General features: G+C 65.0%; 15 protein-coding genes. 4 read left to right on the top strand and 11 right to left on the bottom strand.

Features of this window, described 5'->3' with window-relative positions; translation table 11 throughout:
- Positions 1-39: 39 nt before the first annotated feature.
- Complete coding sequence (gene proC, locus JS541_RS03655; RefSeq protein ID WP_214373121.1) at positions 40-843, bottom strand: pyrroline-5-carboxylate reductase; 804 nt, start codon at positions 841-843, stop codon at positions 40-42.
- Positions 844-882: 39 nt separating this feature from the next.
- Complete coding sequence (locus JS541_RS03650) at positions 883-2,229, bottom strand: alpha/beta fold hydrolase (protein ID WP_214373120.1); 1,347 nt, start codon at positions 2,227-2,229, stop codon at positions 883-885.
- Positions 2,230-2,349: 120 nt separating this feature from the next.
- Here JS541_RS03650 and JS541_RS03645 point away from each other — a divergent pair, with 120 nt between their 5' ends.
- Positions 2,350-5,055 (top strand): histidine kinase, encoded by a 2,706-nt coding sequence (locus JS541_RS03645; RefSeq protein ID WP_240539226.1) that lies wholly within the window; start codon positions 2,350-2,352, stop codon positions 5,053-5,055.
- Positions 5,056-5,195: 140 nt separating this feature from the next.
- On the top strand, positions 5,196-5,933 hold the full coding sequence (locus tag JS541_RS03640) for a response regulator transcription factor (protein WP_214373119.1): 738 nt from the start codon (positions 5,196-5,198) through the stop codon (positions 5,931-5,933).
- Between the two features lie 496 nt (positions 5,934-6,429).
- On the opposite strand, the gene JS541_RS03635 is transcribed toward JS541_RS03640, so the two are convergent.
- Both JS541_RS03635 and JS541_RS03630 read right to left on the bottom strand, forming a co-directional pair.
- A complete protein-coding gene (locus JS541_RS03635) occupies positions 6,430-9,180 on the bottom strand; it encodes an FtsX-like permease family protein (RefSeq protein ID WP_214373118.1) in 2,751 nt (916 codons plus the stop codon).
- Between the two features lie 13 nt (positions 9,181-9,193).
- The gene (locus JS541_RS03630; RefSeq protein WP_214373117.1) at positions 9,194-9,970 is read right to left on the bottom strand and encodes an ABC transporter ATP-binding protein; all 777 of its coding nucleotides are present in this window, start codon (positions 9,968-9,970) and stop codon (positions 9,194-9,196) included.
- 203 nt (positions 9,971-10,173) lie between these two features.
- Between JS541_RS03630 and JS541_RS03625 the strand changes: the two genes are divergently transcribed.
- A complete protein-coding gene (locus JS541_RS03625; protein WP_338023513.1) occupies positions 10,174-11,961 on the top strand; it encodes an acetolactate synthase large subunit in 1,788 nt (595 codons plus the stop codon).
- 113 nt (positions 11,962-12,074) lie between these two features.
- Here the strand turns inward: JS541_RS03625 and JS541_RS03620 are convergent, their stop codons facing one another.
- The 4 genes from JS541_RS03620 to JS541_RS03605 all read right to left on the bottom strand — a co-directional run bounded on the left by JS541_RS03620 (position 12,075) and on the right by JS541_RS03605 (position 16,570).
- Complete coding sequence (locus JS541_RS03620; protein WP_214373116.1) at positions 12,075-12,884, bottom strand: energy-coupling factor transporter transmembrane component T; 810 nt, start codon at positions 12,882-12,884, stop codon at positions 12,075-12,077.
- The gene (locus tag JS541_RS03615) at positions 12,874-14,412 is read right to left on the bottom strand and encodes an ABC transporter ATP-binding protein (RefSeq protein WP_236036724.1); all 1,539 of its coding nucleotides are present in this window, start codon (positions 14,410-14,412) and stop codon (positions 12,874-12,876) included. Before JS541_RS03615 ends, JS541_RS03620 begins: the two co-directional genes overlap by 11 nt.
- Before the next feature lie 150 nt (positions 14,413-14,562).
- On the bottom strand, positions 14,563-15,102 hold the full coding sequence (locus JS541_RS03610; RefSeq protein ID WP_214373115.1) for an ECF transporter S component: 540 nt from the start codon (positions 15,100-15,102) through the stop codon (positions 14,563-14,565).
- A gap of 151 nt (positions 15,103-15,253) precedes the next feature.
- Complete coding sequence (locus tag JS541_RS03605; RefSeq protein WP_214373114.1) at positions 15,254-16,570, bottom strand: O-acetylhomoserine aminocarboxypropyltransferase/cysteine synthase family protein; 1,317 nt, start codon at positions 16,568-16,570, stop codon at positions 15,254-15,256.
- A gap of 352 nt (positions 16,571-16,922) precedes the next feature.
- On the opposite strand from JS541_RS03605, the gene JS541_RS03600 reads away from it, so the two are divergent.
- Positions 16,923-17,798, top strand: a complete 876-nt coding sequence (locus JS541_RS03600; RefSeq protein ID WP_214373113.1) for a bifunctional hydroxymethylpyrimidine kinase/phosphomethylpyrimidine kinase — start codon at positions 16,923-16,925, stop codon at positions 17,796-17,798.
- A 65-nt stretch (positions 17,799-17,863) separates the two neighbouring features.
- On the opposite strand, the gene JS541_RS03595 is transcribed toward JS541_RS03600, so the two are convergent.
- Genes JS541_RS03595 through JS541_RS03585 form a run of 3 tightly spaced genes read right to left on the bottom strand, consistent with a single transcriptional unit; the run spans position 17,864 to position 20,707 of the window.
- Positions 17,864-18,466 (bottom strand): peptidoglycan DD-metalloendopeptidase family protein, encoded by a 603-nt coding sequence (locus tag JS541_RS03595; RefSeq protein WP_219068520.1) that lies wholly within the window; start codon positions 18,464-18,466, stop codon positions 17,864-17,866.
- On the bottom strand, positions 18,463-19,476 hold the full coding sequence (locus JS541_RS03590) for a class C sortase (RefSeq protein WP_214373111.1): 1,014 nt from the start codon (positions 19,474-19,476) through the stop codon (positions 18,463-18,465). Before JS541_RS03590 ends, JS541_RS03595 begins: the two co-directional genes overlap by 4 nt.
- On the bottom strand, positions 19,463-20,707 hold the full coding sequence (locus JS541_RS03585) for a hypothetical protein (protein ID WP_214373110.1): 1,245 nt from the start codon (positions 20,705-20,707) through the stop codon (positions 19,463-19,465). Before JS541_RS03585 ends, JS541_RS03590 begins: the two co-directional genes overlap by 14 nt.

Genomic DNA, 20,707 nt, shown 5'->3' with positions numbered 1-20,707 from the left:
AACGGTAATCGGCATGCGCTTCGTTTCATCGTTTCCGTTTCACGATTCGATCGCGTCGACGGCGTTGATGACGGCGCCGCGGAAGCCGTCCTTCTCGAGTTGGGCGACGCCGCGGATCGTGGTGCCGCCGGGCGAGCAGACCGCGTCCTTCATCGCGCCAGGATGCGTTTCGGTCGCCATGTACAAGGCTCCCACGCCTTCGACCATCTTCGCGGCCAGACGGTAGGCGGTGGCGCGCTGCAGCCCGTATTTGACGCCGGCGTCGGCCAGCGCCTCAAGGTACATGTCGGTGAAGGCGGGCGCGCAGCCGGCGATGCACATGGCGATGTTCATATGCGCGGTGTCGACGCGTTCGATGAGGCTGATCGGCTCGAACAGCTCCTCGAACGTCTCGGTTTGCGCGTCGGTGAGCGTGTTGTCGGCTTCGGTGACGAGCACGCCCTTGCCGACGGCCATCGGCGTGTTCGGGATCGTGCACTGGATGTGCATGTTCGCGGCCTTGTCGCCGAACAGGCCGCGGTATTTGGCGAGGTTCCAGCCGGCGGCGATCGACACGACGATCTTGCCGGGCTTGGCCAGTTCGTCGGCGATCGGGCCAACGACCGATTCGATCTGGTACGGTTTGATCGCGATGATCACCACGTCGGCCGCGACGGCGACTTCGGTCGCGCTGTGCAGCGGACGTGCGCCGATCTCGGCCGTGGTGCGTTCGAGCTTGTCCCAATGCGCGGCACAGGCGACGATATGGCCGCCCGTGACGACGCCGGCGTCGACCAGTCCCTGCGCGATGGCCTGGGCCATGTTGCCGTAGCCGATGAATCCGATGGTGAGATCCATGCTCATGTGTGTCCTTTCGTTCGCTTCGCTGGCGTAACCGTGCGCTCAGAACAGCTCTTCGAGGTCGCCGCGGTTCAACGCTTCCGCGTAGAGGTGCTTGAATACGCGGTCGCCGTGGTTGCCGTCGTGTTCGAACTCGTTGGTGGTCCAGTAGTGTGAGTTGCCGACGCGGCTCAGCGTGTCGAGCTGCATGAGCGAGTCGACGTACATGTCGTCGAAGTACACGGCGGCCTGCAACGGCACTTCGTTGCGCTTGAGCTGATCGGCATCGTAGATCACGCCGAACCGCGTGTCTTCCATGAGCAGATCCATTGCCGGCTTGAACGGGCGCAGCGCGCGCTCCTGCTCGAACATCCACGGGAACATCGCCTCGCCGGTGAAGTTGAGCGGGCGCACACCGGGCCCGAATTCGGGCTTCGTATCGCGCACGCGCTGCGCGGCCCAGCGGATCGGCTCGTCCATCTCGCCGTTCGCGTAGATGAACTCCTGCAGCGGCCAGTACAGCGGGCGTGACGACGTGGCGATCTCCACCTTGGACAGGAACTCGTCCGACAGCGGCGAATCGGCGCTTGCGGAGCCGTCGCCGTCGAGGAACGCGGAGTCGAGGATCCAGTGCACGCGTTCGAAGCTCGGCTTCATGCCGAAGTCGGAGCCGAGGCACTGCAGACGCTCCACGGTGAACGGGTCGCCGTTCGGCAGACTCACGCCGCCGGCGGCCAGCCGGTCGGCCACGGCGGCGACGCGTTCGATGTCGTGCGGGTAGCGCTCGTAGAACTGCGCGGTCTTGCGGGCCATGCGCGGGAACGTGTGCTCGTAGACTTCGGCCGCGTCGGCCGGCACATGCGGGATGCCGCCGCAGGTGAAGCTGGCTGCCACGCCCTGCGGGTAGAGCGACAGGTAGGTGAGTGTGAGGAAGCCGCCGTAGCTTTGGCCGAGTGTCACCCACTTTGCGCCGCCGAATTCGGTGCGGCGCAGGTGTTCGAAGTCGCGCACGATCGAATCGGCGAGGAACAGTTTGAGATAGTCGGCCTGTGCACGGGCGCCGGCCGGGGCGAGACGGGCCATGATCTGCGTGTCGACTCGGTTGGAGCGGCCGGTGCCGCGCTGGTCGGGCAGGATGACGCGGAAGTGCTTGATCGCCTCGGCGATCCAGCCGTCGGAGGTCGGGTCGAGCGGGCGCGGGCTTTCGCCGCCGGGGCCGCCCTGCAGGTAGACGAGCAGCGGCAGGTCGTCGTGCACGTGTTCGGGTGCGGTGACCACGCGGTAGAACAGGCTGATCGTCTCCCCGTCGAAGCCCTTGCCCGGCTCATGTCCGGCCCAGTCGAGCGGCACCTTGATCGAACGGTCTTCCACATGCAGTCCGGGCACGTAGTATTCAGCAAGCAGCGTCATGCGCTCCCCTTTCCTTGAAGGATACGGCTGTTCTCCATATCAGCCGTACACGGGGACAAAACCGGCTCATCCCCGCGCATGATGGACGCGCGGCCCGGTGCCGCGATAGGCTGGTCGATTATGGGTATCGGGCAACGTGTATGGGCATCATGGGATCGACTGGCGCGCAACCGTCGCGTCCGCATGCTGGTCATGGATTCGATCATCGCGGTGTTGGCGGCTTTGGGGTTCGGACTGCTGTTCGGCGTGACCGCCAGCAACATGCCCGGCGTGTTGTTCTCGTACGAGACCGGACCGATGACCGTCTGGTCGGTCGTGCTGGCGCTTCCGCTCGCGATACGCCGCACGCGCCCGCAGACCGCCGCGCTCACGTTCGCGAGCCTGTCCGCGCTGCAGCTGATCGTCGGTCCGGCGATGGTGCCGTCGGATTTTCTGGCGCTGGCCATGCTGTATTCGGTGATCGTCTATGGCGATCCGCGCAATACGAAGGCGTTCATCGTGCTGGCGTCGGCGATCGGCGTGCTGGCCGGCGCGGTCATCGCATGGGCGGCGCTCGTCGGACCGTATTTCGCGCCGTATGTGAGACCCACGGACATCAGCAGCGTCGACCTGAACGGAATGCCGGAATGTTGGCTCGTCTATGCGGACGGCCGGTTCACCGGACAGTGCGCACAGAACCTGATGCAGCAGACGGCGATCTATGCCGTCGCGATTCTATCGTGCATCGTCGCGACCGCCATCGCCGCGTTCTGGCAGCGGGCGCGGCTCATCACGATCCGCATGATGCAGGAACGCAACGAGGCGCTTGAGGCCGGCGAGGCCGAGGAGCGACGCATCGCGGCACTGGCGGAGCGCGCGCGTATCGCCCGCGACATGCACGACGTGGTGTCGCACACGTTGTCGATCATCATCGTGCAGTCGGACGGCGGACGGTACGCGGGCGCGCATGACCCGGCCGTGGCCCGGCACACGATGGAGACGATACGGCACGAGTCCGAACGCGCACTGCATGATATGAAACGTCTGTTCGGCGTGTTCGGCGGATCGGAGCACGCCGATTATACGGACATCGACGCGCTCGTCGATCAGGCGCGGGCGGCCGTCGCATCGGCCGCATCTTCGGGCACGGCTCCGTCAACGTCCGCATCTTCGGCCGCGTCCTCCTCCATGCCGTCCGCATCATCCGCCGGCAGTACGCTCACGCGGCATATCGACGGTGCCGCAAGGCCGGATCTGCTGTCCGCAACGGCCAGCGTCGCCGTCTATCATCTCGTGCAGGAATCATTGACGAACGTGCGCAAGTACGCGGGACCGAACGTGCACGTCGTCATCAGCGAACGTTGGTCCGATCATGCGCTGGACATCACTGTCGCCGATGACGGCCGCGGCGCATCGGCCGCGCTGGACGGACATCAGCCGGGCTACGGGCTGCTCGGCATGCGCGAACGCGTCGAAGCGGCCGGCGGCACGGTGACTGCCGGCCCGCAGGTCGGCGGAGGATTCGCCGTGCACGCCGTGATCCCGCTGAGCTCTCCCGCCGCGACAAAGGCATGTGCTTCTGCCGATTCATCCGAACATCCCGTCGACACTGTCGCATCGGCCGAACCGTCCTCTTCTCCTGCTGGCGTATCGGCAGAACGGCCCTTCCGCACGGTCATGCCGACCGAACCGACCGCCCCTGACGTCATGCCGTCAACCGCACCGCCCTCCTCCACCGGCATGCCGACCGGGCGCAGCGAGCGGAGACATCCCTCCATCCCCGCGCTCCTCCAGATCCCCACATGGCGTCAGCTGCGCGACCGGATGCGCTCCAAGCCGATCGCGCAGGCCGTGCTGGCGAACGGCGAACCGTTCAACTGGGTGGAACGGCTGTCGCAATGGACCGAACGGCATTATCTGGCGACCGACATCATCGGCACGCTGCTGCTCATCGCGATCCTGAGCAGCAATGCGGCGTCGATATTCGACGGTTATCTGGACGGCACCGCCGGCGAACTGGCGACCGGCCGGTTCATCGTCGTGACGACGATGCTGCCGCTGTGCTTGCGCCGTCGGTTCCCCGAAGGCGCGGCACTCGCGGTTGTGATCGTATCCGTGTTCCAGCTGATGGTCTTCGAGCCGGTATTGTTCTCGAACCTGTTCGCGTTGTGCGCGCTGTATTCGGCGGTGCTGTACGGGCGGCCGACCGCCTGGCGTTGGACCGGCGTGGCCTCGGTCGGCGTCGCGATCCTGTTCGGGTTCAAGGTTCTGGTGAGTGATTACGGGTATGCGAGCGTATTGCATTGGATGCTGCGTTCCTCGGATTACGGGACGATCGGCGGCTCTGCGCTCAGGATGCTGGTCGAGGCGACGATGTGGGCCGGCATGGTCGGCGCGATGTGCGTGGGCACGATCCTGCTGGCACGATGGCAGCGTTCGAGCGGCGCGAACGTGCTGGTGCTGCAGGCGCGCGAGGAGGCGCTGCAGGCCGAACAGGCCAAGCAGAAGGTGTTGGCGGCGAATATGGAACGCGACCGGATCAGCGCGAACATTCAGGCCGAGGTGAGCGAGACGCTGACGTTGGTGATCGACCGTACCGTGGCCGACATCCGTATGCTGGATGAGGCCGAGGCACATGGTGAGGAACCGTCCGCCGAGTCGATCGCGGCGGCGTTCGCGGCGATCGGGCAGCAGGGACGCACCGCGCTCAAGCATATGCGTCAACTGCTCAGCGTATTGCGCGAAACCGGGTTCAGCGACGAGGCGCACGAACACGAACAGCCCGAGATGCGGCTGCGCCCGGCCGCCTCGCTCGACGAACAACTAGCCGGGGCATCTCGGGCATAAGGCCCTTTCTGCGTGGTGGTTTTCGCTCGCCGACAACTCTATCGGCGAGCGAAAACCACCCGCATCTTCTTTACGGATCAGGGAAGAATCAGGGTGTCGTCCACTGTCGTCTTACCAGGAAACGAATACAGTGGTGAATCATGAGTGAGAACAGGATTCGAGTGGTGATCGCCGACGACCAGGAACTGGTGCGCGCCGGGTTCGCGATGGTGATCGGCTCCCAGCCCGACATGCAGGTGACCGGTCAGGCCGGCGACGGTTCGCAGGCCGTGACGTTGGCGGAATCGACGCACCCGGATGTGGTGCTGATGGACATCCGCATGCCAGGCATGGACGGCATCGAGGCGACGCGGCGCATCAGCTCGCTGCAGTCGGCGGACGGAGCGCGGCCGACGCGCGTGATCATTCTGACCACGTTCGATCTGGACGAGTATGTGATGGCCGCGATCAACGCGGGTGCGTCGGGGTTCCTGCTCAAGGACACCGAACCCGAGACGCTGTTGAGTTCGATCCGCACGGTGTTCAACGGGAACGCGATCATCGCGCCGTCGGCTACGAAGCGGCTGATCGAGAAGATGATGCAGGACGGGTATGCGAAGGGCGACGCGCCGGCCGATGCGCCGTCTGCGGCCGCAACCGCCGCGTCTGCGCAGTCCGGGCAGCCGGCGTACACCGATCCGGAGTTGGAGCTGCTCACCGACCGCGAACGTGAAGTCCTCGTCGAGATCGCGCACGGGCTGAGCAACCAGGAGATCGCGAGCAAGCTGTTCATCAGCCTGCCTACCGTGAAAACGCATGTGGCGCATATTCTCGCCAAGATCAACGCCCGTGACCGGGTGCAGGCCGTCGTCTTCGCCTACGACAACGGGATCGTATGAGTTCCCATATCTTAAGCTCCCTCAGTTGAGGGAGCTGCCCAATGTGAACGCATGGGCGTGAGCCTGTATTTCTCGGCTCCCTCGGCTGAGGGAGCCGGCAGCGAAGCTGACTGAGGGAGCGTACACGCTACGACATACTGAATCTATGTATGTCTAGGGGTGTACGCTCCCTCAGTCTCGCTGATGCTCGGCAGCTTCCTCAGCCGAGGGACATTGCCGTCAAGCAAACAGCAGAGCTGTTTGTAGGCAATGTGCGAGCCGACAGGCGAACCAGCAAAACAGCCAGCCGTTAGGCTGTCCATAATTGCAGGACGCCTGGGCTCCGCCAGCTTTTGAATGTATCTAGGCTTCGGCGAGAGCCTCGACGGGCGCGATTGGCCACAAAGCGAGCGAAGCTCGCGGCCAATACGCGTGAAGCCGGAAAAAGGGAACAGTCCAGTGGACTGTTCCCCCGGCTTCCCGGACGCAAGTCCGGCAAACCTCCGTTGCAACAAGATCAGGCTTCGGCGAGAGCTTCTACCGGCGGCGTGCTCACGGCGCGATGTGCGGGGGCGATGCTGGCGATGAGCGCGGCGGCCGCCGCGACGGCGAGCATGATGCCGTTGCCGGCCCAGTCGAACGGGAAGACCACGTCGCCGTACAGGCTGAACACCATGTAGGATCCGAGCCAGCCGAACGCGGTGCCGAGCAGCACGCCGGCCACGCCGGAAACGAGCGAGAGCAGCAACGCCTCGACCGCGAGGGAACGGCGCAGCTGGCCGCGCGTCATGCCGATGGCGCGCAGGGTCGCGGATTCACGCGTACGTTCGATCACGGACAGCGACAGCGTGTTCGCCACGCCAACGAGCGCAATGAGCACGGCGACCGCGATCAGGCCGACGAGCAGCGCCATCAGACCGTTGATCATCGTCTCCCACAGCGATCGTTCGGCGATCGGACCGGTCACCTGCACGCCGGTGCCGGCGGTGAACGTCTGCTGCACGTCGGTGAGCACGTCGTTCAGGGAGACGCCGGCGGCGTCCGCGTCGATCTTCATGAGCATCATGTGGCCGGTGGCCGTCAGGTCGCCGTTCGTGAAGTGCGTGGCGCTGACGAACGCGACCGCATTGTAGTTTTCGGACACGCGACGGTAGTCGACGTACGTCGGTTTGAGCGTGACCGTCTTGCCGGGCGACGTCTCGCTACCGGTCGCCGCCGTGCCGTCGCCGGAGTCGCCCGTCATGTCCGCGAACGTCGCCGTGCCGCCATCGAACGTCAGTTTCTTGCCGGTGAACACGTCGTATTTCGGCATGAGCACCGTGTCGTCGCCGATCGTGACATTCTTGAGATCGGCCTTCATCACCGAACGCAGCGCGTCCGCATCATCCACACCGACGAGCAGCACGGACAGGTCGTTGCCGTCCTTGTCGGTCACGTACTTCATGACGGTCGGCGCGTAGACGGATGCAGTAACGCCTTTGACCTTGGCCGCGTCGGCGGCCTGCGTGTCGGTCATATCGGCACCGTCGGCGATCATGTCGACGCTGAACCGTTTGTCGAGCGCCTCCCCCATCGTCTGCTTGGCGCTGGTCGCGCCGGTCGCGATGGTCGCCACGAGCGTGACGCCGATCAGCAGTGCGGCGCCGGTCGCGGCCACGCGGCGTGGGTTCTTCTGGATGTTCGCGTGTGCGATCTTGGCGGACGGTCCGGCGAGCGCGACGAGCGCGCCTACGCCGCGCATGAGCACGGGCAGCCAGAACACGGCGGACAGGACGAGTCCCAGGAAGATGAACGCGCAGCCGGCGATGGCCGTAAGCAGCACGGTGGAATACGCGTCGGTGATCATGGACGAATGACCTGCGATCGACTGGCTCATCTGCCATGCGGCGAACACGGCCATCACGAGGCCCGCCAGCACAAGCAGCACGGAGATGACACCGCGCACGACGCCGGCTCGACGCGTGTCGGTCAGTTCGATCGGCCGCAATGCCTCGAGCGGTGTGACGGCTGTGGCGGAGCGTGCGGAGCCGAGCGAGGCGAGCACGGTCATGGCAATACCGAATGCGACCGGCACGGCGAACGCCTGCCAGCTGACCACGAACCGCGCGTCCATGCCGGTCGAGGCCATGAGCCCGGACGCGGTGAGGCCACCGATCAGCGCGCAGCCGAGCGCCACGCCGAGCACGGACGCGACCAGACCGAGCACGCCGGCCTCGAACAGGACGGAGCCGTACAGCTGGCCCTTCTTCGCGCCGATCGTGCGCAGCAGGGCGAGCGTGCGGCGGCGCTGGGCGACGAGTACCTGGAACGTGTTGGCGATGACGAGCGCGGCGACGAACATGGCGAGCACGCCGAAGCTCAGCAGGAACGTGGTGGTGATGTCGGTGCCGCCATCCACGCTGAGCGCCTTGATGGCCTCGCGGTTGGCGGCCTCGCGCGAAAGCATGCGGTAGTGCTTCGGCATGAGCTTGGCGAGTCGATCGGCCGTGGCCTGCGCCTTGGCGGGGTCGGTGGCGCTGCCGTCGGTGCCGTTACCGCCGCCGGCGAGGTCGAGGAACAGTTGGCTGGTGCGCACCTGCGAGAAGTCGTCGACGGCCTGCAACGCGGCCATGATGTCGTTCGAGATCACGGACGCGCCGCCGTACGAGCCGTATACGCCGTTCGGATCGTCGGTTAGGCCGACGACGCGTACGCTGACGTTGCCGGACTTGACAGTGGCAGTCGCAGTCGCGTCAGCGATCGACGCTTCCTCCTGCAGGCTGCGCGAGCTGACGGTCACCGTGTCGCCGATCTTCACATCGAGTTGTTTGGCGACGGACTGCGGCAGGGCGATCTCGCCGTTGTCGGCCGGCAGGTCGCCGTCCGCGAGGCCGACGGGCAGCAGACGTACGTCCTTAGCGGTGTCGAGCGCAATGCCGCTGACGTTCTTGTCGCCGTTGACGACGGTGACGTCGGTCATCGTGTCGGCGCGCACGCCGTCGACGCCGTCGGTCGCGGCCACCTGGTCGAGATGGAAGTCGTTGACGGTGGCGGAGTATGCGGCGTCCTTCTCCTCTTTCGTCGCGGATTCCAACGCGTCGTAGTCGATGGTGACGATATAGTTCGCGCCGCCGTAGCTGCCGGTCTGCTGGCGGCCAAGCGCGTCGGTCATGGTGTTGGAGAACAGGAACGTGGCGCAGATGAACGCGGTGCCGATGAGGATCGCGATGCCCGCGGGGATAAGCATCCGTGCGCTTTTCTTCATGAGTTTGAGCGTGATGGAGAACATGATGGGATTCCTTTTATCGAATGGCTTCGCGGGTGGCGCGTTCGCGTTCGGCCATGAGCAGTTCGTTCATCTGTTCGGCGTTCGGATTCGGCACGTCGGCGACGATACGGCCGTCGGCGAACACGATCGCGCGGTCGGCATAGGAGGCGGCCACTGCGTCGTGCGTGACCATGATGATCGTCTGGCCGAGTTCCTTGACCGAACGCTTGAGGAAGCTCAGTACTTCGGCGCTGGAGACGGAGTCGAGGTTGCCGGTCGGCTCGTCGGCGAACACGAGCGACGGTTTGGTGATAAGCGCGCGGGCGATGGCGACGCGCTGCTGCTGGCCGCCGGACAGTTCGTTCGGGCGATGGTTGAGTCGTTCGCTCAGCCCGAGCGTCTCGACGAGCTGGCGGAACCAGCAACGGTCGGGTTTCTCCCCCGCGAGTGTCAACGGCATGAGGATGTTCTGTTCGGCGCTGAACATGGGCAGCAGGTTGAAGCTCTGGAAGATGAAGCCGATTTTATGTCTCCGCAGCAGGGTGAGCTGGTTGTCGTTCATCTTCGTGATGTCCGCGCCGTCGAAGACGATGCGGCCGGAGGTGGCCGAGTCGAGTCCGGCGAGCGTGTGCATCAGCGTGGACTTGCCGGAGCCGGACGGACCCATGATGGCCGTGAATCGGCCTTGTTCGAAACGCACGTTGACGCCGCGCAGCGCGTGCACGGCGGTGTCGCCCTGCCCGTAGTCCTTGACCAGGTCGATCGCCTCGATGGCGGTCGGGTTGGCGGCCGTGGTGACCATACCTTCCATGATTCCTCGTTTCCTCGTGACGGATATCGGATGATGGTTCCATCATCGTGGCAAACGCCCGCCGCCGACATCGTGCGGCGGAAGGAAACATGCCCCTCCGGCATCATCCCCAAGGATGAACCAACGCAATCCGCCGCATTGTTACGTCCATATATCATCCGTAACATCGTCGCGATCATTCGCTCCGCTATACTCGTGCACTCGTGACAGAACAGCATTCCGAATCATTGTTCGCCCGCATCGAGTCGCGTCTGCGCGACGGATTCGACCGCGACGGCGAGGAGCAAACCCACGACACCGTTGCCGCGGCCCGTCCGCGCACCGACCGTCATCATCAGCGCAACGTCGCCGATCTCATGGTGCAATGCCTCGTGCAGGAGGGCGTCGAAGTGATCTTCGGCATCCCCGGCGAGGAGAATATCCCGTTCATCGAGGCGCTGGAACGCGACGGGCACATCCGCTTCGTCGTCACGCGCCACGAGCAGGGTGCGGGCTTCATGGCGCTCACCTACGCGCATCTGACCGGCAAGCCCGGCGTGTGCCTCGCCACGCTCGGCCCGGGCGCGCTGAACCTCACGCTGCCGGTGGCGTGTGCGAACGCGAGCAACACGCCGCTGGTCGCCTTGTGTGCGCAGGGCAACATCAACCGCATCCACAAGGAGTCGCATCAGATCATCGACCTCGTGTCGGTGTTCCGTCCGATCACCCGTTGGACGAACATGATCCTGAGCCCCCAAGCGGTCACCGAAACCGTGCGCAAGGGCTTCGCGCTCGCCCAGCGCAAGCGTCCGGCCGCCACGTGCATCATCCTGCCCGAGGACATTGCCGAACAGGCCGCGCCGACCGACGCCCAGCCGCTCAGCCGCGCCTTGCAGGTGCACACCGTGCCGACGCCCGCCGACATCGAATCCGCGGCCGACATCATCGCCAAGGCGAAGCATCCGATCATCCTCGCAGGCAACGGCGTGAGCCGCGCGAACGCCGACTACCAGCTGCGCGTCCTGTCCGAACAGCTCAACGTGCCGGTGGCCACCACGTTCGAAGGCAAGGGCGTGTTCTCCGACCGGCATCGCAACGCGCTCGGCGTGGTCGGGTTCATGCGCCACGACTACGAGAACTTCGCGTTCGACGACGCGGATCTCATCATCGCGATCGGCTTTTCGATCCAGCAGTTCGACCCGGTCAAAATCAACCCGAAGAACGATAAGAAGATCATCCACATCAACACGTTCGTGGAGGATACGGACGCGCATTACACGACGACGCTGAACATCATGGCCGACATCGACGCCACGCTCACGCAGCTGATCGACGCGTTGCGCGAGCGCGACGTCACCTTCGCGAACGCCGAGTCGGACATCCGCGGTCTGCTCATGCATGAGTTCGAATCCTGCAAGGATGACGAATCGTTCCCGATGAAGCCACAACGCGTCGTCTATGACACGCGCAAGGCGCTGAACGACAGCGACGTGGCGCTCGTGGACACGGGCGCGTTGAAGATGTGGATGGCGCGACTGTATCCGACGTACCTGCCGAACACGTGCATCATCGACAACAGCCTGTCGACAATGGGCTGGACGCTGCCGGGCGCGGTCGGCGCGTCGCTGGCACGGCGCGGCCGCCCGGTGCTCGCGGTGATGGGCGACGGCAGCTTCATGATGAACATGCAGGAGATCGAGACGGCGGTACGGCTTGGCTGCCATATCGTGATCCTCGTGTGGGTGGACAAGGCGTACGGCTTGATCAAGTGGAAGATGGATCTGCACAACGGCCATCATGACGACGTGGATTTCGGCAATCCCGATTTCGTGAAGCTGGCTGAAAGCTTCGGCGCGCATGGCCATCTTGTCTCGTCCGCCGATGATTTGAAGCCCTCGATCGAGGCGGCGATGATGGCCGACGGCGGCGTGCACGTGATCGCATGCCCGGTCGACTACAGCGAGAACATCAAACTGACCGACAAGCTGGGCGAGCTGGAGCTGCCGGGCTGAGTCCCCTTCTTGCAGCCAAGCGGACCGTGATGGGCAGGCATCCGCGCAACGTCGGGTGCCTGCCCATTACGTCTTTTTGCATCCCCTTTTGCCCGTTCGCGGCCGCCGTCGCTTCAGCCGATCGTGATCATCGCCGTGACCGCGGCCGCTGTGCCGGCGATGGTCGCGGCGAGCAGCAGCCAGTCGGCCGGCCGCATGCGCAGGTTCACCCGGTAGGTGCGGGTGACGCCGGGCATGCCGAGACCGCGTGATTCCATCGCCCAGCCGACGCCTTGGCTCATGCGGTAGGCACGGATGAGCACGGCCACGATGATCGGCAGATACGACTTGAAGCGGGCGACCAGCGCGGCGATCGGGTTGCTCCCTCCCCTGCCGACGGCGCCTCCGTTCAGGTCGAGGCCGCGTGCACGTTGCGCGGCCGAAACGGATTGGAAGATCTGGAAGAACACCGGAATGTAGCGCAGCGAGGTGGCGAGCGTGAGCCCGGCGCGGTACGGCATGCCGAGGGCGACGAGGCCTCGAATGAGGCGCGGCTGGCTGGTGGTGAACAGGGTGAGGAAGCATGCGAAGCCGAGCGCGGGAATGCGCAGTCCCATGACGGCCGCCATGACGAGGTTCTCGCGCGTGAACCGCAGGATGCCCCACCGCCAGATCTCATGCGTGCCGCTGGGGTCGAAGACCGGCCAGAGCGCGACGATGAGCACGATGAGCAGGGCGAGGGTGCGCCACACCCATGCGATGCGTTCGGCCGGCACATGGTCGACGGCGAGCATCACATGTTCGAGTACGAGCATCGCGAGCATGAACGCCCAGTTGCGCCAGATGAGGCACATGACGAGCAGTGCGAGGGACAATGCGAATTTGACGCGGGGGTCGGCGCGGTGCAGCCAGCCGTTGCCGGGCACGTACAGGTCAGCGTCCATCGTCGTTCCTTTCCAGTCGGCCGTATGCGGCGAGCCGGCCGTCGTCCATGCGCATGACGTGTGTGCAGTATCGCGCGACGGCGGACATGTCGTGGCTGATCATGATGACGGTCGTGCCGTTCCTGTTCAGCGCGGCAACCGTGTCGAGGAACCGCGCGGACAGGTTGCGGTCGAGTCCTGCGGTCGGCTCGTCGAGCACGAGGATCGGCGTGCCCATCGCCAACACCGAGGCGAGGGCCACGGCCCGCCGGTCGCCATAGCCGAGCGTGGCAGGCGAGACATCGGCGAACCGGTCGAGGCCGAACAGCCGCATCGCCTTGTCGACCGCGGCATCGACCTGTTGAGGTGTTCCGCCGAGCGCCTTCGGACCGAAACCGATTTCCTCGCGGGTCGTGGCACAGAAGATCTGATGGTCGGGGTTCTGGAAGACGAAGCCGACGTGCGCGGCCATCTGGCCGACGCTATGCTCGCGGGTGTCGAGTCCGTCGACGATCACCTGTCCGCTGGCGGGTGTCAGGAGCGCGTTGAGGTGCCGCGCGAGCGTGGTTTTGCCGGAGCCGTTATGGCCGATCAGGCCAACGAATGCGCCGCGCGGAATCGTGCAGGTCACGTCATCCAATGCCGGCGGACGGCTCGCGGCGTCGGGGCGACCGCCGGATGCGTACCGGTAGGTGACATGGTCCAGCACGATGATCGGATCGTCTTCCGGCCCGGTCGGCACGGTCGCATCGTCCGCGATGATGCGCAGTCCCGGCTCAGGGCCGCCGGGCAATGCGACGCCCAGCCGTTCGAACAGTTCCGGCTGCTTGGAGAATAGGCCGACGTCGCCCTGTTCGATGAGGCGTCCGTGGTCGAGTACGAGGATGCGGTCGGCGCGCCCGGGGAAATGCGAGGTGTCCTGTTCGGCCATGACGACGGTCAGGTTGCGGCGTGAGCGGATCGTGTCGAGCGCGGCGAACACTTCGCGACGGCCGTCCGGGTCGAGTGCGGCGGTTGGCTCGTCGAGGATCAGAATGTCGGGTTCGGCGGCGAGCGCGGCCGCGATCGCGACGCGTTGCATCTGTCCTCCGGACAGGCTGGTGGGGATGCGGGTACGGTAGTCCTCCATGCCGACCAGCCGTAGCACGTCGTCGATGCGTTCGTCCATGAGCGCGGGATCCATGCCACGGTTTTCGAGTGGGAATGCGATCTCATCCTCGACGGAAGCACAGAACAGCTGGGATTCGGGGTCCTGCTGCACGTAGCCGACGCGGGTGGACAGTTCGGCGACGGTGGTCTCGCGCACGTTCATGCCGGCGACGGTGACGCTGCCGGTCATCTGCCCGTCCGCAAGGTTCGGGATGATGCCGGCCAAGGCCATGCACAACGTTGATTTGCCGGCGCCGGTCGGACCGACGATGCCGACGAATTCGCCGGCATGGATGGCCACGGTAATGGATTCGAGACCCGTTATGGGGTGTCCGCCGTCGACGATCGGCGCGTATCGCCAGCCGAGATCACGCGTCTCGATCAGGGTGTCCAAGCTCATTCGATCTATCCTATCGCGTGTCATGGCGGACGGTCGCGGGCACCGGCATCAACGCCGTCTCATGACCGCGTATCATGTCCGGCACAACGAAATCGGCTCCCCTCCGTGAACGGAAGGGAGCCGATGCGTCTCTTGCGGGAGCGGCGGGGATCAGGCCGCGGCCTTGACGCCGAGGTTGCCCAGGCGCACCAGCGGCGGGTACGCCTTGCGCACGGCGGAGAACAGGGCGAGGCCGACGATCAGGCCGACGCCCATCTGGAAGCTGTTGCCGAGCACCTCGCCGAGGGCCGGACCCCAGCCGGAGAGGATGCCGCCGGCGATGAAGTAGCCGAACACCTTCCACACGCCGGCGAGCACGGAGACGCCGATCACGTTGAGCGGCTTGAACTCCTTGAGCAGCAGGCCGACGATCAGGGCCTGCACGCCGTCGATGACGAACGTGAAGATCGCCCACTGCGGGTAGCCGTTGATCAGGTCGGACAGGGCTGGGCCGAGGCCGCCGATGATGCCGCCGATCCACGGGCCGAACGCGTAGGCCGAGAAGAAGATCATGGTGTCGGACAGGTTCAGGTAGCCGCGCGTGGGCGTGGGGATCTGGACGAACATGGTCACGACGGTGGTGACGGCCGTCATGACGGCGATGAGCGGGATGGTGGCGGCGTTGAACGTCTGCTTCGTACGTGCAGTCATACTGTGGTTCCTCTCTTCACACAATTAAGCCATGCCCCGTCTTCCGGCGAGGTCATGGCTTAGGATACTCGGTTCGTTTCCGGTCGTACGTTACGTGTCCGCAACCGAGCGGATCGTGCCGGGCGCGAACCGTCCGGCCGGATTGTCCGGTTTACTTGGCGAGGCCGGAGGCGCGGACCGCCTCGAAGCCGCCCTTCAAGTCGTCGAGGATGTCCTCGATGTTCTCGGTGCCGATAGACAGGCGGATGGTGCCCGGGTGGATGCCCTGGTCCTCGAGTTCCTCCGGAGTCTCCTGCGAGTGCGTGGTGGAGGCCGGGTGGATGACGAGGGACTTCACGTCGGCCACGTTGGCGAGCAGGCTGAACAGGTGCAGGTTGTCGATGAAGACGCGTGCCGCGTCCTTGCCGCCCTTGATGTCGAAAGTGAAGATGGAGCCGGCGCCGTTCGGGAAGTACTTCTTGTACAGCTCGTGGTCGCGGCGTCCCGGGATGGACGGGTGGGAGACGGATTCGACCTCCGGCACGGTCTGCAGGTACTCGACGACCTTCAGCGCGTTCTCGACGTGGCGTTCGACGCGCAGCGACAGGGTTTCGGTGCCCTGCAGCAGCAGGAACGCGGCGAACGGGGACAGGGTGGCGCCGGTGTCGCGCAGCAGGATGGCACGGATGCGGGTCACGAATGCGGCACCGCCGAGTGCCTCGTAGAAGTTGAGGCCGTGGTAGGATGGGTCGGCTTCCGTCAGGGTCGGGAACTTGCCCGGAACCTCTGCCCAGTTGAACTTGCCGCCTTCGACGATCACGCCGCCGAGGGTGGTGCCGTGGCCGCCGATGAACTTGGTTGCGGATTCGACCACGACGTCGGCGCCGTGCTCGAGCGGGCGGAACAGGTACGGGGTGGCGAACGTGTTGTCGACGATCACCGGCAGGTGGTGCTTGTGGGCGATCTCGGAGATGGCCTCGAAGTCCGGCAGGTCGGCGTTCGGGTTGCCGAAGGTCTCGAAGTAGACGAGCTTGGTGTTCTCCTGGATGGCGTCCTCGAAGTTCTGCGGGACCTCCGGGTCGACGAAGGTGGTGGTGATGCCGTCGCGCGGCAGTGTGTGCTTGAGCAGGTTGAAGGTGCCGCCGTAGATGTTCTTGGAGGAGACGATGTGGTCGCCGGACTGGGTGATGTTGCGCACCGCGTATTCGACTGCCGCAGCGCCGGATGCGACCGCGAGGCCCGCGGTGCCGCCTTCGAGGGCCGCGATGCGGTTCTCGAACACGCCTTGGGTGGAGTTGGTCAGACGGCCGTAGATGTTGCCCGGATCCGCCAGTCCGAAGCGGGCCTCGGCATGGTCGAAGTTGTGGAAGACGTAGGAGGTGGTCGCGTAGATCGGGACGGCGCGGGAATCGGTGGCCGGATCGGCCTGCTCCTGACCGACGTGCAGCTGCAGGGTCTCGAAACGGTACTTCTTGTTCGGCTCGGTCATGATGTGCTCCTTCAGTGGGGTTATTCCATTGCTGGTTATCGCCACCCGCCGGCCGTTTCCGGTTGATGTCCGGCTGTCGTGGCGAGGTGTTGGTTTAGACCTTACGAGCATGGTGCCCGCCGATGCAAGCCGAACGCTATCACGGTTGCCTATACCCCTTTATCAACCCTTGGCATCATTGGGATATCGTCCTGTCGGCAAGCGTCGAAAAACAGCCGATGCATCTGCGACACGCCGCGTGCGGCATTCGCTCGGGAACGGGCGCCCGCATTCGGCGTGCGGGCACCGGCATGGCCCGCGCGCGATAGTCAGGCCGCCGGCTAGAGTCGTCAACGAAGACGAAAGGACGACCATGACCGACGACGTGATGCTGTATGACCGTGATCCGCGCTATATTCCCCGGATCGCCGCGGTGCACGACATGTGCGGCTACGGCAAGTGCTCGCTGACCGCCGCGATCCCGATCCTGTCGGCGGCAGGCTGCGACGTGTGTCCCGTGCCGACCGCGCTGTTCTCCGCGCACACGCATTACGACGTGTTCACGTTCCACGATACGACTGACATCCTGGACGGCTATCTGGATGCGTGGCGTGCGGAACAGGTCGATCTGGACGGTGTGTATTCCGGTTTCCTCGGCTCCCCCGATCAGGTGGCGATCATTCAACGGCTCTACCGTGAGTATCCGCGTGCGCTGCGTCTGGTGGATCCGGTGATGGGCGATGGCGGCGAATTGTACTCGACGTATACGCCTGAACTGTGCGAGGCGATGGGGGCGCTGGCCGACGGGGCCGACGTGCTCATGCCGAACCTGACGGAGGCGGCGATCCTGACCGGTCGCAGGTACGAGGGGCTCGACCTTGACGACGGGGCCGTGGACGATCTGCTCGACGCGCTGCTGAGTATGGGGGCACGCAACGTCGTGCTCAAAGGCGTCGACCGCGGTGACGGACTGATCCGCAACTTTGTGGCGAGCGCCTCGGCCGGTGTGGCGGCCCGGCATGAGTTGGATCATGAGAAGCTGCCGTACATGACGCACGGCACCGGCGACGCGTTCGCCTCGGCATTGTGCGGCGCCGTGATGGCCGGACGCGGACTGGCCGAGTCGGCGCACATCGCCGGGGAGTTCGTACGCCATGCGATGGTGTCGACGCTCAACCAGCCGCATTATGCCGATCGCGGCGTCAGTTTCGAACTCAATCTCGGCGAACTGACACGGTTGGTCGGGTAACGCATGGTCGGATAACGCATGGTCGGATAACGCACACGATCTGTCTGAATGGCTTACTCCTTTCTTCAGCTGGACGGTTTGAGGACGATGCGGCGGGACGCCGTCTGTGCTGCGGGATCCAGGTATTCGCCGGATGAGCGGCGCACGCCCCAATGCACGCATGCTCCGTCGCAATGATCCGATCCGAGTGCGACGCGCGCGAACGGTGTTCCCACGTGCACCTGTGCGCCGACCGCCAGATTCGTTTCCGCAGGTTCGAAGGTCAATTTCATTCCTCTTGAGGCGATGCTGACCACGGATTTTCCGGCCACGGTGCCGGCATACGATATCGTCCCGTCCCGGGGAGCAAGCAGCTCGGTGCCGGGTTCGGCGGCGAGGTCCACGCCACGATGTCCGGGCAACCAGGGTTGTGCGGGAGCATCGAATGTGCCGATTGTCCGCGGATCGGCCACGGGCCATGCCAGAGCGGCACGGCATGTGCCGCCCGCACTCTGGTTCGCCGCAGCCGTGCCGAAGCCGTCCGACGGCATGACGGCGAACATCAGCAGCATGGCCGCGGCGCAGCAGCATGCGACTGCGAATCGATGGCGCAGACCGTCTCCTTCCTGTCTGCGCCGTTCACGCAGCATGCGGCTGCGTACGCGCCGGCGGTAGTCGTCGTGCATCATGCCGATATCTCCTTTCCGGTCATGTGGCATGCCCGTGACGGTATGCGCCGTCTTCTGCGCGTTTCTGCAGCCCAGAGCGTCGACCAGCCCGCGGCGGCGCACGAGCCTGCCACGACGGCCGTGGATTCCTTCGGTCGCCTGTCACGTGGCGCCGATTGAGGAATCGGCACGATATCGGGCATGCTGGCTCGGATTCCGGTGACCAGCAGACGTCTGGTGTTGAGCATGATCGGAGTGCAGGTGACCAACGTGACGCGGTCCTTCCCCGTCTCGATGCGCAGACGGTCGGTATCTGCCGGTTCGGTTTCGACGATGCCGTCGATCTGGTATCCGAGCGTCCGCCCGTCCGCAAGTTCGATGTAGAACGGGTCTCCCACGGCGAGTTCGTCGAGCCTGGTGAATAGTTCTTTGTCGGCCAGTCCGCGGTGCCCGGTGACGACCGCATGCGTGGACCTGCCTCCGACCGGCAGGCTGGTGCCGTGTAGGTGACCCAATCCGTTCGCCAGCGCGTATTCCCCGGCACCGTGACGGATCGGCAGCAGCAGGCCGATCTTTGGGATACGCAACGCCGCCATGATCGAATCTCCCGCATCCAGCAGGTCGTGATACTCGGTGTCGCCCGCGAAGGAGAAGTCGCCGGATGCGGAACCGTCCGCATCGGCGGTCTCACCGATGACCTGAGGTGTTCGTGCCAGTCGAGCGTTGTACGCTTCGGCGTCTTCGACCAGACGTTGCAACGTAGCGTACTCCTGTCCCCGCCTCGACTCGATGTGCGGGAGCGCATGCTCTGCCTCGCGCCGCGACTGCGCCTGGGTGACGCCGATCCATGCGAACACCGACAGTCCTGATATCATTGCGGCCATGGCTATGGCGACCAGCAGGCGGAATCGCCTCCGTACCGTACCGCACTGGCGTCGTAGCGCGGTACGGTCGGCACGTGACATCGGCGGCGTTCTGCCGAACAACGCCACGTGCCAATCATCGGGGACGAACCATTCAGGCCTGGGCATCGTGCCGTGCTCCGCTTCGCGGACCGGTATCGCGTCTGCGTGTCAGCCCGATCACCCCGCACAATCCCGCACCGCATAGTCCGGTACCGGCCATGTATGCGGTGACCAGCCCGGCATCGCCGGTGGACGGCATCGTGGTTGCATGGGGCAGCCTCTCCCATTGGGCATCGAGGATCTGGTGATCCGTGTAGGTGGAGGCCGGGTTGTTGCTGATCGCCAGCCATTTCGTGTCGCCCGGCTGCCACAGGGCGCCCGATCCCCTGGCCTTCCAACCGACGAACTGGTAGCCGGGGCGGGTGAACCCGTTATCGGCAACGGTCGCGGGAATGCTGGAATAGTAGGTTTCACTGTTGATGTCGTATGCCGAGACATCCGCAGATGTGGATTGCATCACGCCGGTGCCGCCGTTGGGCGCATACCGTATCTGTTCGACGTACATTGCCCAGCTGGTGTGGTATATCGCCCACCATACGGCGGAGCCGGTGGCCGTCGGCGCGTTGACTCGCGCTCCCGGCAGGAATCGGCGCATGCTTTGCTCGCCCCGGATCATCAGGGGCTCGAAGCCGCCGTGCCCGGTGATGGTGCACACGTCGGCGGACCAGCCCGCGTCGCACAGTCCTCCGACCTTGAACCATTGCGACTGCCATGCCACGGCCTTCCAGTCCGCAGTGCCGCTGATGCCCTGATTGGCGTGGTATTCGACATCCTTGGCGCCGCCCAGTGCAGGCATCTGGTATGACTGCTGGCCGGTGACGGTGATGCGTCCTGCGATCTCGACGTTGTCTTTGTCGAAGAAGCGGAGCCAACCCCGGGTCGGGGCGTCGTCCGAGAAGGAGAACGGTCTGATGCTCGATTTGCTGCGGCGGGGCGCGGCGGCAATCCGGTCATCGGATTCGTTGACGGGCTCGTCCCCGGCGTCGTCGTTGTCCGGAGATTCCCCCGTGTTCTCGTGCGCGTCGTCCGAGGAGGCCATGCTGTCATCGGACGCATCGTCCGACCGCTCGTTATCGTCCCCTACTTGGCCGCTCTGGTCTGTCCCGCCGAGCGGGTTGTCGTCCGAGATCACCGCGGTGGATGCGACCGGATCCCGTTGCAGTTCGCCGACGGCGGGCACGTCCTGGGCCATCGCCTCGGGTGCGACCGGCATTGACAGGCAGACGAGCATCGTGCAGGCGAGAGTCGCGCCGGCGAGAGCGGTCGCACGAGTCCGGTATCTGATTGGCATTCCCAT

This window comes from Bifidobacterium sp. SO1 (assembly GCF_018555335.1).
In the GTDB taxonomy this organism is placed as follows: Bacteria; Actinomycetota; Actinomycetes; order Actinomycetales; family Bifidobacteriaceae; genus Bifidobacterium; species Bifidobacterium simiiventris.
This window is presented reverse-complemented; position numbering and strand designations above follow the sequence as displayed.